Raw genomic sequence first — 13,250 nt, forward strand, 5'->3', positions numbered from 1 at the left:
TGCACGAGGAGGCCCGCTGATGGCCCGGCGATACGACTGCAACGACGCGACGGACCGCAAGACGGGCCTGCGTGAAGCCGCATCCGCCGTGCGCCGCGGCGAGCTCGTCGTGCTGCCCACCGACACCCTGTACGGGATCGGCGCGGACGCCTTCAGCCCGGAGGCCGTCCACGACCTGCTCGCCGCCAAGGGCCGCGGCCGCGGCATGCCCACCCCGGTGCTCATCGGCTCCCCGAACACCCTGCACGGCCTCGTCACGGACTTCTCCGAACAGGCCTGGGAGCTCGTCGACGCGTTCTGGCCCGGTGCGCTGACGCTGGTCGCCAAGCACCAGCCCTCGCTGGCGTGGGACCTCGGCGACACCCACGGCACCGTGGCCGTGCGCATGCCCCTGCACCCCGTCGCCATCGAGCTGCTGACGGAGGTCGGCCCGATGGCGGTGTCGTCGGCCAACCTCTCCGGACAGCCGGCGCCCGAGGACTGCGACGCGGCACGCGAGATGCTCGGCGACTCGGTGTCCGTCTACCTGGACGGCGGTCCGACGCCCGGCATCGAGCCGTCGTCGATCGTCGACGTCACGGGGAAGGTACCCGTGCTGCTGCGCGAGGGGGCGCTCAGCGCCGACCAGCTGCGGGAGGTCGTACCCGACCTCGAGGTGGCCCCGTGAGCCCTGAGGGGCGTGGCATAGCAGGGGGAAGCACTTTCCGCATACTCCACGTCAGCACGGGCAACGTGTGCCGCTCGCCGATCACCGAGCGGCTGACCCGGCACGCCCTCTCGCACCGCCTCGGCGGACCCGTCGGCGGCGACCTCATCGTGGAGAGCGCCGGCACGTGGGGCCACGAGGGCGCCCCGATGGAGGCGAACGCGGCCGCCGTGCTCGCGGACTTCGGGGCCGACGCGTCCGGGTTCACCGGCCGCGAGCTGCTGGACGAGCACGTCATACGCGCCGACCTGGTGCTGACCGCCACGCGCGACCACCGTGCGCAGGTCATCTCGATGGGGCACTCGGCGGGGCTGCGCACCTTCACGCTGAAGGAGTTCACCCGGCTGGTGCGGGCCATAGACCCGGCCACGCTGCCGCCGCTGGACGACGGCATGGCGGAGCGGGCGCGGGCGCTCGTACGGGCCGCCGCGGCGCTGCGCGGGTGGCTGCTGGCGCCGTCGCCCGACGCGGACGAGGTGTACGACCCGTACGGGGCGCCGATCACCTTCTTCCGCTCGATCGGCGACGAGATCAACCAGGCGCTGGACCCGGTCGTCACGGCGCTGACGGGCGTCACGGCCCGCCGCTGACGCGGGGCCCTGCGCCCGGCCGGCCGGGCGTGCGGGTCCCGCTGCGCGGGCCCGCCCCCGTCCGCTCCTTCTCCGTTCCCGGGGCGCCGCCCCGGACCCCGCGCCTCAATCGCCGGCGGGGCTGTTTGCGGGCGCCGCCCCGGACCGTACGCCTCAGTCGTCGGCGGGGCTGTTTGCGGGCGCCGCCCCGGACCGCGCGCCTCAATCGCCGGCGGGGCTGTTTGCGGGCGCCGCCCCGGACCGCGCGCCTCGATCGGCGCCGGGGCTGGTCGCCGGCGCCGCAGATGTGGGCGGCGTGGCCGGGAGGCGTCGGCAGGGCGCCGCGGGGGCTGCGGGCCTACAGTGGCTGGTACCCGGTACCCCCCTGGAGTCGCGCCATGAGCGTCATCACCCAGCCCACGGACCTGCTGCGCCGGCAGGACCCGCAGATGGCCGACGTCCTCGCCGGGGAGGCCCGCAGGCAGGCCGGCACGCTGCAGCTGAGCGCGGCGGAGAACTTCACCTCGCCGGCCGTCCTGGCGGCCCTGGGGTCCCCGCTCGCCAACAAGTACGCCGAGGGCTACCCCGGCGCCCGCTACCACGGCGGCTGCGAGTACGCCGACCTGGCCGAGCAGGCGGCCGTCGAGCGGGCCAAGGCGCTGTTCGGGACCGAGCACGCCAACGTGCAGCCGCACTCCGGCTCCTCGGCCGTCCTGGCCGCCTACGCGGCGCTGCTGCGGCCGGGGGACACCGTGCTGGCGATGGGGCTCCCGTACGGGGGACACCTCACCCACGGCTCGCCCGCCAACATCTCCGGGCAGTGGTTCGACTTCGTCGGGTACGGCGTCGACGCCCGGACAGGCCTCATCGACTACCGGCAGGTGCAGGACCTCGCCCGGGCGCACCGGCCGAGGGCCATCGTCTGCGGGTCCATCTCCTATCCCCGCCACCCCGAGTACTCGGCCTTCCGGGAGATCGCCGACGAGGTCGGGGCCTACCTGATCGCCGACGCCGCCCATCCGATCGGGCTGGTGGCCGGCGGAGCCGCGCCCAGTCCGGTCCCGTACGCGGACGTCGTCTGCGCGACCACGCACAAGGTGCTGCGCGGGCCGCGCGGCGGGATGGTCCTGTGCGGCGCGGAGTACGCCGAGCGCATCGACCGGGCGGTGTTCCCCTTCACCCAGGGCGGGGCCCAGATGCACACCATCGCCGCCAAGGCCGTGGCCTTCGGTGAGGCGGGCCGGCCGGCCTTCACCACCTACGCCCATCGGGTGGTCGCCAATGCCCGGGTGCTGGCCGCGGCACTGGAGGAGCGCGGCTTCACGATCACCACCGGCGGCACCGACACGCACATGATCACCGCGGATCCGGCGCCGCTGGGCGTGGACGGCCCGACGGCCCGCGGCCGGCTGGCCGCGGCCGGGATCGTGTTGGACACCTGCGTCCTGCCGTACGGGGACCAGCGGGGCGTCCGCCTGGGCACGGCCGCGGTGACCACCCAGGGGATGGGGGAGCCGCAGATGCGCCGGATCGCGGAGCTGTTCGCCGCGGCGCTGCACGGGGCAGCCGCGAAGACACGTACGGAGGTCGGCGAGCTCACGGAAGGATTTCCCCCTTACGGGGATTAAGAGGGACAAGAGGGGTGTAGTGGAACCGGGATACCGCCCCCTCGCGTCCTCGGCAGAGGGGACATCGCAGCTAATGTGTGGGGCTGAGATGGCCGGCGATACATCTGGGGCAGCCAGTGCGTGAATATCTGCTGACGCTTTGCGTCACGGTCGCGGTGACCTACCTGCTGACCGGGCCCGTGCGGAAGTTCGCGATCGCGGCCGGGGCCATGCCGGAGATCCGCGCCCGCGACGTGCACCGCGAGCCGACGCCGCGCCTCGGCGGGATCGCGATGTTCGGCGGCCTGTGCGCGGGCCTGCTGGTCGCCGACCACCTGCAGAACCTCAACGCGGTCTTCGAGAAGTCGAACGAACCGCGCGCACTGCTCTCCGGAGCCGCCCTGATCTGGCTGATCGGCGTCCTGGACGACAAGTTCGAGATCGACGCCCTGATCAAGCTCGGCGCCCAGATGATCTCCGCCGGCGTGATGGTCATGCAGGGCCTGACCATCCTGTGGATCCCGGTGCCCTTCATCGGCACGGTCCCGCTCACCCAGTGGCAGGGCAACCTGCTCACCGTGGCGCTCGTCGTCATCACCATCAACGCGGTGAACTTCGTGGACGGCCTCGACGGCCTCGCCGCAGGCATGGTCTGCATCGCCGCCGCCGCGCTCTTCCTGTACGCGTACCGGATCTGGTTCGGCTACGGCATCGAGTCCGCGGCCCCCGCCACCCTCTTCGCGGCCATCCTGATGGGCATGTGCCTGGGCTTCCTGCCGCACAACATGCACCCCGCCCGGATCTTCATGGGCGACTCCGGCTCGATGCTCATCGGCCTGGTGCTGGCCGCCGCGGCGATCTCCCTGACGGGACAGGTGGACCCGGACGCGCTGGCCCTGTTCGCCGGTGGTGAGCGCAACGCGACGCACGCGATGCTCCCCGTCTTCATCCCGCTGATCCTGCCCCTGACGATCATCGCGATCCCGATGGCCGACCTGATCCTGGCCATCGTCCGGCGTACGTGGAAGGGCCAGTCGCCGTTCGCCGCCGACCGCGGGCACCTGCACCACCGGCTGCTGGAGCTCGGCCACTCGCACAGCCGAGCGGTGCTCATCATGTACTTCTGGTCGGGGCTGATCGCCTTCGGCACGGTGGCCTACTCCGTCCACTCCACCGCGATGTGGATCGTGCTGGTGATCGCCGTGCTCAGCGCGGTGGGCCTCTTCCTGCTGCTCCTGCCGCGCTTCACCCCGCGCACCCCGAAGTGGGCGGAGGGTCTGGTTCCGCCGCGCTACCGGCACACCGCGCGCGCGGCGGAAGCGGCCGCGGAGGCGGCGGCGCGGGAGGCCTCGGGCACCGAGCCGACGCCCGCCAGGCCGATCGCCGCGGGCGTCTCGGGCGTCAACGGAGCGACCGCCGTGGGCCCCCGTTCGCGCTTCCCCGAGCGGCGTAAGGCTGAATCCACCCGCTGACCGTCGGGGCGCATGTCCGACATGAGGCCCATTAGCAGACAGCTGACCCGCTTGTCGCGCACACACGCGCAGGGTCACTCTCATGTGTGACAGTCGGCACACCCGGCAGGTAAAGCTCTCATCAAATAGTTTGTGATACCGTTCACTAAACCCGGCGACAGAGCCGAAGGACCGTAGTGCGACGGTCCCTTGGCCCGAGGTTCCCTCTCGGACCGGGCTTACGCTCGTCCCGTACGAGTCCAGTGCCCCCACCACCACGCGGAGCAAACCGCCATGCGGTCAGATGACGTCCGATCCCTTCTGCAAGCCGCCGTGCCCACGGCCGTCGCCGGCGCACTCGCCGCGTTGATCAGTGGGCTTGTCGTCGGCAGCAAGGGTGCGATCGGAGCGGTCGTCGCGACGCTGGTCGTGATCGTGTTCATGGGCATCGGATTCGTCGTTCTGCAGCGCACGGCGAAATCGCTTCCGCACCTCTTCCAGGCCATGGGGCTCATGCTCTACACGGCCCAGATCCTGCTGCTTTTCGTGTTTGTCGCGGCGTTCAAGAACACCACTCTGTTCAACCCCAAGGCGTTCGCGATCACGCTCGTGGCGACCACCCTCGTGTGGATCGCCGCACAGACCCGCGCGCACATGAAGGCCAAGATCCTTTACGTCGAACCGGACTCGACGACGGGCGACAAGCCCGAAAATCCGGGACCGAAGACGTGAAGGGTAGGGCCGGGATAAGTGGGCGTTCGAGATCCTGCTATCGTCCGGTGCCAACTGCGGCATTGCGGGCGCGGGCATCTGAGCTGACGCCTGTCCCATCGCGAGGCTCGATGCCTGACTGCCGCCCCACCATCCGTAACACCAGTCCAGTGCCGAACCGCGGCTGCGCGCCGCGCCGACACAACGAGGTTGCCGTACCTATGCGCCACGCTGAAGGAGCCCTGCGGTGAGTGCTGCTGACATGACGCTCGCCTTCGAGATCAATTGTCATTTCGAAGACGGCACTGGCTGCGGCTTCCCGGGCCCGACCCTGTACTCGTTCCTGTTCAAGCCGATCTTCGGTGACGACAGCGGCCTGTACTTCAACAAGACGATGCTTCTGGCCCTGCTGGGCTCGATCGTCATCGTCGGCTTCTTCTGGGCCGCGTTCCGGAAGCCGAAGGTCGTCCCGGGCAAGCTGCAGATGGTCGCCGAGGCGGGCTACGACTTCGTGCGCCGCGGCATCGTCTACGAGACGCTGGGCAAGAAGGAGGGCGAGAAGTACGTCCCCTTCATGGTCGCGACGTTCTTCTTCGTCTGGATGATGAACCTCTGGTCCATCGTCCCGCTCGCCCAGTTCCCGGTGACCGCGGTCATCGCGTACCCGGCCGGTCTCGCCCTCGTCATCTACGTGATGTGGATGTCGGTGACCTTCAAGCGCCACGGCTTCGTCGGCGGCTTCAAGAACATCACGGGCTACGACAAGTCCCTCGGCGCGGTCCTGCCGATGGTCATGGTCATCGAGTTCTTCTCGAACGTCCTGGTCCGCCCCTTCACCCACGCGGTCCGACTGTTCGCGAACATGTTCGCCGGTCACACCCTGCTGCTGCTGTTCACCATTGCCAGCTGGTACCTGCTGAACGGGATCGGCATCGCCTACGCGGGCGTCTCGTTCGTCATGGTCATCGTGATGACCGCGTTCGAGCTCTTCATCCAGGCCGTCCAGGCCTACGTCTTCGTGCTCCTGGCCTGCAGCTTCCTGCAGGGCGCGCTCGCCGAGCACCACTGAGCGCGACCCGCTCCAGCAAATCCCCCTAGTCGTCCGGTGGCCAACCCCCACCGGTCCGTGAAAGAGAAGGAAGAACTGGCATGTCCCAGACCCTTGCTGCCGTCACCGGTTCCCTCAGCTCCGTTGGCTACGGCCTCGCGGCGATCGGCCCCGGCGTCGGCGTCGGCATCATCTTCGGTAACGGCACCCAGGCGCTCGCCCGTCAGCCCGAAGCTGCCGGTCTGATCCGCGCCAACCAGATCCTCGGCTTCGCCTTCTGTGAGGCGCTCGCCCTCATCGGTCTGGTCATGCCGTTCGTCTACAGCTGACGAACCCCACGACTAGTTCGAATCGACGAAAGGCACTGATGTGAACCTCCTGGTTCTGGCGGCCGAGGAGCCTCAAAACCCCCTCGTCCCGCCGATCCCCGAGCTCGTCATCGGTCTGATCGCCTTCGTCATCGTCTTCGGTTTCCTCGCGAAGAAGCTCCTCCCGAACATCAACAAGGTTCTGGAAGAGCGCCGTGAGGCCATCGAGGGCGGTATCGAGAAGGCGGAAGCCGCTCAGACCGAGGCCCAGAGCGTCCTGGAGCAGTACAAGGCCCAGCTCGCCGAAGCCCGGCACGAGGCCGCGCGCCTGCGCCAGGAAGCGCTGGAGCAGGGCACTGCGCTGAAGGAAGAACTGCGCGCAGAGGGCCAGCGGCAGCGTGAGGAGATCATCGCTGCCGGCCACGCCCAGATCGCGGCGGACCGCAAGGCCGCCTCTCAGGCGCTGCGCCAGGACGTCGGCAAGCTCGCCACCGACCTGGCCGGCAAGCTCGTCGGCGAGTCCCTTGAGGACCACGCCCGGCAGAGCCGCACCATCGACCGCTTCCTCAGCGAGCTTGAGGAGAAGGCCGAGGCGGCCCGATGAACGGAGCGAGCCGCGAGGCGCTGGCCTCCGCGCGTGAGCGTCTCGACGCGCTGACGGACAACACGTCCGTCGACGCGGCGAAGCTCGCCGGTGAGCTGGCCGCTGTCACCGCGCTGCTCGACCGTGAGGTCTCGCTGCGTCGGGTCATCACGGACCCGGCGCAGGCCGGCGAGGCCAAGGCCGAGCTCGTCGCTCGGCTGCTCGGCGGCCAGGTCGGCGGGGAGACCCTCGACCTGGTGTCCGGCATGGCCCGGTCCCGCTGGTCGCAGTCCCGCGACCTGGTGGACGCGCTGGAGGAGCTGGCGGCCACCGCCGACCTCACGGCCGCCCAGCAGGCCGAGGCGCTCGACAACGTCGAGGACGAGATCTTCCGCTTCGGCCGGATCGTGTCCTCGAGCACCGAGCTGCGTGCCGCGCTGACCGACCGCGCGGCGACCGCCTCCGCCAAGAGCCAGCTGCTGCGCAGCCTGCTCAACGGCAAGGTGAACGCCGTCACCGAGCGCCTGGTGATCCGTCTTGTCACGCATCCGCGTGGACGTAGCCTGGAAGCGGGACTCGAGTCCCTTTCCACGCTCGCCGCCGAGCGCCGCAACCGCATGGTCGCCACCGTGACCAGCGCGGTTCCGCTCAGCGACGTGCAGAAGCAGCGTCTCGGTGCGGTGCTGGCCACGCTGTACGGCCGCCAGATGCACCTGAACCTCGACGTGGACCCCGAGGTCCTCGGCGGGATCTCGGTGCGAGTCGGCGACGAGGTCATCGACGGCACCATCGCGGACCGCCTCGCAGAGGCGTCCCGCCGCATGGCCGGCTGACCAGCCACCAAAAGTACAAAGCATTCCTAGCGGCCCGGTTGGGCCGTGCAGAACTTGCAGAAGATTCCTGGGGGTCACCCCCAGACCCCTAAGAAGCTTCAGGCCCAACAAGGAGAGCAGGGAACCCAGATGGCGGAGCTCACGATCCGGCCGGAGGAGATCCGGGACGCACTGGAGAACTTTGTCCAGTCGTACCAGCCGGACGCGGCCTCGCGCGAGGAGGTCGGAACGGTCCACGTTGCCGGCGACGGCATCGCGAAGGTGGAGGGCCTGCCCTCCGCCATGGCGAACGAGCTGCTGAAGTTCGAGGACGGCACCCTCGGTCTCGCCCTCAACCTCGAGGAGCGCGAGATCGGTGCGATCGTCCTCGGCGAGTTCAGCGGTATCGAGGAGGGCCAGCCGGTTCAGCGCACCGGTGAGGTTCTCTCCGTAGGCGTCGGCGAGGGCTACCTCGGCCGCGTTGTCGACCCGCTCGGCAACCCGATCGACGGCCTCGGCGAGATCGCGACCGAGGGCCGCCGCGCCCTCGAGCTGCAGGCCCCCGGCGTCATGCAGCGCAAGTCCGTGCACGAGCCCATGGAGACGGGCTACAAGGCCGTCGACGCCATGACGCCCGTCGGCCGCGGCCAGCGTCAGCTGATCATCGGCGACCGCCAGACGGGCAAGACTGCCCTGGCTGTCGACACGATCATCAACCAGCGTGACAACTGGCGCTCGGGTGACACGAACAAGCAGGTCCGCTGCATCTACGTCGCCATCGGCCAGAAGGGCTCCACCATCGCTTCCGTGCGCGCCGCGCTGGAAGAGGCGGGCGCCCTGGAGTACACGACGATCGTCGCCGCCCCGGCGTCCGACCCGGCGGGCTTCAAGTACCTCGCCCCGTATACCGGTTCGGCCATCGGCCAGCACTGGATGTACCAGGGCAAGCACGTCCTGATCGTTTTCGACGACCTGTCGAAGCAGGCCGACGCCTACCGCGCCGTGTCTCTGCTGCTGCGCCGTCCGCCGGGCCGTGAGGCCTACCCGGGTGACGTCTTCTACCTGCACTCCCGTCTGCTGGAGCGCTGCGCCAAGCTCTCCGACGACATGGGCGCCGGTTCGATGACCGGTCTGCCGATCGTCGAGACCAAGGCCAACGACGTCTCGGCGTTCATCCCGACCAACGTCATCTCCATCACCGACGGCCAGTGCTTCCTGGAGTCCGACCTGTTCAACGCCGGCCAGCGCCCGGCCCTGAACGTCGGTATCTCCGTCTCCCGTGTCGGTGGCTCGGCCCAGCACAAGGCCATGAAGCAGATTTCCGGCCGCCTGCGTGTCGACCTGGCGCAGTACCGCGAGCTGGAGGCGTTCGCCGCCTTCGGTTCCGACCTGGACGCCGCGTCGAAGGCCTCGCTGGAGCGCGGCAAGCGCATGGTCGAGCTGCTGAAGCAGGGCCAGTACCAGCCGATGCCGGTCCAGGAGCAGGTCATCTCCGTCTGGGCCGGTACCACCGGCAAGATGGACGACGTCCCGGTCGAGGACATCCGCCGCTTCGAGGCCGAGCTGCTGGAGCACCTGCGCCACAACCGCAAGGAGCTCCTCACCTCGATCCGCGAGGGCGGCAAGATGTCGGACGACACCCTGCAGTCCGTCGCGGATGCCATCGTCGACTTCAAGAAGCAGTTCGAGACCTCGGACGGCAAGCTTCTGGGCGAAGACACTCCGGCCGGCAAGTGACGACGGAAGGGACCTGACTCATGGGAGCCCAGCTCCGGGTCTACAAGCGTCGCATCCGATCCGTTACCGCGACCAAGAAGATCACCAAGGCGATGGAGATGATCGCTGCCTCGCGCATCGTCAAGGCGCAGCGCCAGGTGGCGGCCTCCATGCCGTACGCGACCGAGCTCACCCGTGCGGTGACCGCGGTGGCGACCGGCTCCAACGCCAAGCACCCGCTCACCACCGAGCCCGAGGCCCCGGTGCGCGCGGCCGTGCTGCTGCTCACGAGTGACCGCGGTCTCGCCGGAGGCTACTCGTCCAACGCCATCAAGGCTGCGGACCGGCTGACCGAGCGGCTGCGCGGCGAGGGCAAGGAGGTCGACCACTACATCGTCGGCCGCAAGGGTGTCGCCTACTACAACTTCCGCGAGCGCAAGATCGCGGACAGCTGGGTCGGCTTCACCGACAGCCCGAGCTACGCGGACGCCAAGGCGATCGCCGCTCCGCTCATCGAGGCCATCACTGAGGTGACGGCCGAGGGCGGCGTGGACGAGCTGCACATCGTCTACACGGAGTTCGTGTCGATGATGACGCAGAACGCGGTGGACAACCGGATGCTGCCGCTCAGCCTTGAGAAGGCTCAGGAGGAGACGGTCGGCAAGGGCGAGATCCTTCCGCTGTTCGACTTCGAGCCGTCGGCGGAGGACGTCCTTGACGCCCTGCTGCCGCGCTACGTCGAGAGCCGTGTGTACAACGCGCTGCTGCAGTCGGCTGCCTCCGAGCACGCCGCCCGTCGCCGCGCGATGAAGTCGGCCACCGACAACGCCGGAGACCTCATCAAGAGCCTCTCCCGGCTTGCCAACGCGGCCCGCCAGGCCGAAATCACCCAGGAAATCAGCGAGATCGTCGGTGGCGCCAGCGCCATGGCCGACGCGACCGCGGGGAGTGACAAGTAATGACGACCTCTGTTGAGACGGCCGCTGCCACCGGTCGCATCGCGCGGGTCATCGGCCCGGTGGTCGACGTGGAGTTCCCCGTCGACGCCATGCCGGAGATCTACAACGCGCTGACTGTCCAGGTTGCCGACCCGGCCGAGGAGGGCGCTCTCAAGACGCTCACCCTCGAGGTCGCGCAGCACCTCGGTGACGGCATGGTCCGCACCATCTCGATGCAGCCCACCGACGGCCTGGTCCGCCAGGCCCAGGTCACGGACACCGGCAACGGCATCACCGTTCCCGTCGGTGACGTCACCAAGGGACGCGTGTTCAACACGCTGGGCCACGTCCTGAACGACGAGGCCTCCAGTGTCGCGAGTGCCGAGCGCTGGCCCATCCACCGCAAGGCCCCCGCGTTCGACCAGCTCGAGTCGAAGACCGAGATGTTCGAGACCGGCCTGAAGGTCGTCGACCTCCTCACCCCGTACGTCAAGGGTGGAAAGATCGGTCTGTTCGGTGGTGCCGGTGTCGGCAAGACCGTGCTGATCCAGGAAATGATCATGCGTGTGGCGAAGCTGCACGACGGTGTGTCGGTCTTCGCGGGTGTCGGTGAGCGCACCCGTGAGGGCAACGACCTCATGGTCGAGATGGAGGAGGCCGGCGTTCTCGACAAGACCGCGCTGGTCTTCGGCCAGATGGACGAGCCCCCGGGCACCCGTCTGCGCGTCGCCCTGGCCGGTCTGACCATGGCGGAATACTTCCGCGATGTGCAGAAGCAGGACGTGCTGTTCTTCATCGACAACATCTTCCGCTTCACCCAGGCCGGTTCCGAGGTCTCCACCCTGCTCGGCCGTATGCCGTCCGCGGTGGGTTACCAGCCGAACCTGGCCGACGAGATGGGTCTCCTCCAGGAGCGCATCACCTCGACCCGTGGTCACTCGATCACCTCGATGCAGGCGATCTACGTCCCCGCGGACGACCTGACCGACCCGGCGCCGGCCACCACCTTCGCCCACCTCGACGCGACGACGGTTCTTTCCCGTCCGATCTCGGAGAAGGGCATCTACCCGGCCGTGGACCCGCTGGACTCCTCGTCCCGCATCCTCGACCCGCGGTACATTGCGAAGGACCACTACGACGCCGCGACCCGCGTCAAGGGGATCCTGCAGAAGTACAAGGACCTCCAGGACATCATCGCGATCCTGGGTATCGACGAGCTCGGCGAGGAGGACAAGCTCGTTGTCCACCGCGCCCGCCGTGTCGAGCGCTTCCTGTCCCAGAACACCCACGCGGCGAAGCAGTTCACCGGCGTGGACGGTTCGGACGTTCCGCTCGACGAGTCGATCGCCGCGTTCAACGCCATCTGCGACGGTGACTACGACCACTTCCCCGAGCAGGCGTTCTTCATGTGCGGTGGCATCGAGGACCTGAAGGCCAACGCCAAGGAGCTGGGCGTCTCCTGATCCGGCGCGCTCCTCGCGGAGCGCATCCGGTTCACAGGTTCCACGGAGAGGGGCGGGTGTGTCCCGTCCCTCTCCCCACGCCCATTAGAATTTGACCCAACACCCGGCCGACCCGCCGGGTGGTGACCCGAGGAGCCACCTTGGCTGCTGAGCTGCACGTCGAGCTGGTCGCGGCGGACCGCAATGTCTGGTCCGGCGAGGCCACCCTTGTTGTCGCCCGCACCACGTCCGGCGACATCGGCGTCATGCCCGGTCACCAGCCGCTTCTCGGTGTGCTGGAATCGGGCCCGGTGACCATCCGCACCAGCGAGGGCAGCACTGTCATCGCCGCGGTGCACGGCGGATTCATCTCGTTCGCGGACAACAAGCTGTCCCTGCTGGCCGAGATCGCCGAGCTCGCGGACGAGATCGATGTCCAGCGTGCGGAGCGGGCACTGGAGCGCGCGAAGGCGGAGGCCGACGCGGCCGCCGAGCGTCGCGCGGATGTCCGACTGCGCGCGGTCACGGGGCGCTGAGCCCCGTACCGAACAGGTTCGAGACCTCAGCCGCGGTTCGTTCTGGAATTTTCCGGGACGGGTCGCGGCTGAGGCGATGTACGTCCGTTTTTCACATGCGGTGTGACGATGAGCGAGGAGGTCGGTGAAGATGCTCCTCGCTCTGCTTGTGAGCGGCCTGGTCGTAGCCCTGGTGGTGATCGGGCTGTTCGTGTTTGGCCTGCGCCGCAGGCTCATCCAGCGCTCCGGTGGCACCTTCGACTGCAGCCTGCGCTGGGACGTTGCGGCGGAGCCCGACGTCTCCGGCAAGGGATGGGTGTACGGCGTCGCACGGTATAGCGCTGACCGCATCGAGTGGTTCCGCGTCTTCTCGTATTCCCACCGACCGCGCCGGCTGCTGGAGCGCGCTTCGATCGAGGTGATCGCGCGCCGTGCTCCTGAGGGTGAGGAGGAGCTGGCGCTGCTGTCCGACGCCGTCGTTCTCGGCTGTACCCATCAGGGGACCCATTTGGAGCTGGCAATGAGTGAGGACGCGCTCACCGGGTTCCTGGCCTGGCTGGAGGCGGCCCCTCCCGGGCAACGGGTCAACGTCGCCTGAAGTCCGCTCGGCGTCCCCCGGACAGAGTCCGGGTTGTTGGCATGGCCTGATCCGGATCCGGCGGTACCGCCTCCGGAAGGCCTCTCGTAGGTCAACGATTGTCAGGGCCATGACATTCATATATATAGTCGACCTCCCGGGGCCTGTCGTCCGTGGGTACATGCGTTCGAAACATGTCGAGATTCGGTCATTGACGCTGCGTTCATGGCCAGAGCGAATGCAAACCTTTACATCCCGTGCCGCACC

At 68.7% G+C, this 13,250-nt stretch carries 14 protein-coding genes; all 14 read left to right on the top strand.

All coding sequences use genetic code 11. The annotated features are described in order from the left end of the window. Nucleotides 1–19 precede the first annotated feature (19 nt). The 14 genes from ACFWFZ_RS04420 (at nucleotide 20) to ACFWFZ_RS04485 (ending at nucleotide 13,004) form a co-directional block, all read left to right on the top strand. Nucleotides 20–667, top strand: a complete 648-nt coding sequence (locus tag ACFWFZ_RS04420) for an L-threonylcarbamoyladenylate synthase (RefSeq protein ID WP_030660276.1) — start codon at nucleotides 20–22, stop codon at nucleotides 665–667. Beyond that, on the top strand, nucleotides 664–1,296 hold the full coding sequence (locus ACFWFZ_RS04425; protein ID WP_030660279.1) for a low molecular weight phosphatase family protein: 633 nt from the start codon (nucleotides 664–666) through the stop codon (nucleotides 1,294–1,296). The genes ACFWFZ_RS04420 and ACFWFZ_RS04425 overlap by 4 nt, the downstream gene beginning before the upstream one ends. Before the next feature lie 377 nt (nucleotides 1,297–1,673). Continuing rightward, a complete protein-coding gene (glyA, locus tag ACFWFZ_RS04430) occupies nucleotides 1,674–2,903 on the top strand; it encodes a serine hydroxymethyltransferase (RefSeq protein ID WP_387116494.1) in 1,230 nt (409 codons plus the stop codon). Nucleotides 2,904–3,019: 116 nt separating this feature from the next. After that, nucleotides 3,020–4,354, top strand: a complete 1,335-nt coding sequence (locus ACFWFZ_RS04435) for an MraY family glycosyltransferase (protein WP_387116497.1) — start codon at nucleotides 3,020–3,022, stop codon at nucleotides 4,352–4,354. Nucleotides 4,355–4,627: 273 nt separating this feature from the next. Further along, entirely contained in the window at nucleotides 4,628–5,065 is a 438-nt protein-coding gene (locus ACFWFZ_RS04440; RefSeq protein ID WP_387116500.1) for a hypothetical protein, read from the top strand. Nucleotides 5,066–5,306: 241 nt separating this feature from the next. Next, nucleotides 5,307–6,113: a F0F1 ATP synthase subunit A gene (gene atpB, locus ACFWFZ_RS04445; protein WP_387117296.1), complete on the top strand. Its 807-nt coding sequence runs from the start codon at nucleotides 5,307–5,309 to the stop codon at nucleotides 6,111–6,113. An 80-nt stretch (nucleotides 6,114–6,193) separates the two neighbouring features. Continuing rightward, nucleotides 6,194–6,421: an ATP synthase F0 subunit C gene (atpE, locus tag ACFWFZ_RS04450; RefSeq protein ID WP_030386954.1), complete on the top strand. Its 228-nt coding sequence runs from the start codon at nucleotides 6,194–6,196 to the stop codon at nucleotides 6,419–6,421. Between the two features lie 40 nt (nucleotides 6,422–6,461). Further along, nucleotides 6,462–7,004, top strand: a complete 543-nt coding sequence (locus ACFWFZ_RS04455) for a F0F1 ATP synthase subunit B (RefSeq protein ID WP_030826858.1) — start codon at nucleotides 6,462–6,464, stop codon at nucleotides 7,002–7,004. Further along, nucleotides 7,001–7,816: a F0F1 ATP synthase subunit delta gene (locus ACFWFZ_RS04460; RefSeq protein ID WP_387116503.1), complete on the top strand. Its 816-nt coding sequence runs from the start codon at nucleotides 7,001–7,003 to the stop codon at nucleotides 7,814–7,816. The genes ACFWFZ_RS04455 and ACFWFZ_RS04460 overlap by 4 nt, the downstream gene beginning before the upstream one ends. A gap of 129 nt (nucleotides 7,817–7,945) precedes the next feature. Next, a complete protein-coding gene (gene atpA / locus ACFWFZ_RS04465) occupies nucleotides 7,946–9,532 on the top strand; it encodes a F0F1 ATP synthase subunit alpha (protein WP_387116506.1) in 1,587 nt (528 codons plus the stop codon). A 20-nt stretch (nucleotides 9,533–9,552) separates the two neighbouring features. Next, on the top strand, nucleotides 9,553–10,470 hold the full coding sequence (locus ACFWFZ_RS04470; RefSeq protein ID WP_387116509.1) for a F0F1 ATP synthase subunit gamma: 918 nt from the start codon (nucleotides 9,553–9,555) through the stop codon (nucleotides 10,468–10,470). Continuing rightward, nucleotides 10,470–11,912: a F0F1 ATP synthase subunit beta gene (atpD, locus tag ACFWFZ_RS04475; protein ID WP_387116511.1), complete on the top strand. Its 1,443-nt coding sequence runs from the start codon at nucleotides 10,470–10,472 to the stop codon at nucleotides 11,910–11,912. Before ACFWFZ_RS04470 ends, atpD begins: the two co-directional genes overlap by 1 nt. A gap of 140 nt (nucleotides 11,913–12,052) precedes the next feature. After that, nucleotides 12,053–12,427, top strand: a complete 375-nt coding sequence (locus ACFWFZ_RS04480) for a F0F1 ATP synthase subunit epsilon (RefSeq protein ID WP_387116514.1) — start codon at nucleotides 12,053–12,055, stop codon at nucleotides 12,425–12,427. A gap of 130 nt (nucleotides 12,428–12,557) precedes the next feature. Beyond that, nucleotides 12,558–13,004 carry a DUF2550 domain-containing protein gene (locus ACFWFZ_RS04485; RefSeq protein ID WP_387117299.1) on the top strand — a complete coding sequence of 149 codons (447 nt, stop codon included), beginning with the start codon at nucleotides 12,558–12,560 and terminating at the stop codon, nucleotides 13,002–13,004. Nucleotides 13,005–13,250: the final 246 nt, after the last annotated feature.

This window comes from Streptomyces sp. NPDC060232 (assembly GCF_042726555.1).
In the GTDB taxonomy this organism is placed as follows: Bacteria; Actinomycetota; Actinomycetes; order Streptomycetales; family Streptomycetaceae; genus Streptomyces.

What these genes read in the sequence shown, in the direction of transcription:
- ACFWFZ_RS04420 (WP_030660276.1), top strand. Translation starts at nt 20, where the DNA reads ATGGCCCGGCGATACGACTGCAACGACGCGACGGACCGCAAGACGGGC.
- glyA (WP_387116494.1), top strand. Translation starts at nt 1,674, where the DNA reads ATGAGCGTCATCACCCAGCCCACGGACCTGCTGCGCCGGCAGGACCCG.
- ACFWFZ_RS04440 (WP_387116500.1), top strand. Translation starts at nt 4,628, where the DNA reads ATGCGGTCAGATGACGTCCGATCCCTTCTGCAAGCCGCCGTGCCCACG.
- atpB (WP_387117296.1), top strand. Translation starts at nt 5,307, where the DNA reads ATGACGCTCGCCTTCGAGATCAATTGTCATTTCGAAGACGGCACTGGC.
- atpE (WP_030386954.1), top strand. Translation starts at nt 6,194, where the DNA reads ATGTCCCAGACCCTTGCTGCCGTCACCGGTTCCCTCAGCTCCGTTGGC.
- ACFWFZ_RS04460 (WP_387116503.1), top strand. Translation starts at nt 7,001, where the DNA reads ATGAACGGAGCGAGCCGCGAGGCGCTGGCCTCCGCGCGTGAGCGTCTC.
- atpA (WP_387116506.1), top strand. Translation starts at nt 7,946, where the DNA reads ATGGCGGAGCTCACGATCCGGCCGGAGGAGATCCGGGACGCACTGGAG.
- ACFWFZ_RS04470 (WP_387116509.1), top strand. Translation starts at nt 9,553, where the DNA reads ATGGGAGCCCAGCTCCGGGTCTACAAGCGTCGCATCCGATCCGTTACC.
- atpD (WP_387116511.1), top strand. Translation starts at nt 10,470, where the DNA reads ATGACGACCTCTGTTGAGACGGCCGCTGCCACCGGTCGCATCGCGCGG.
- ACFWFZ_RS04485 (WP_387117299.1), top strand. Translation starts at nt 12,558, where the DNA reads ATGCTCCTCGCTCTGCTTGTGAGCGGCCTGGTCGTAGCCCTGGTGGTG.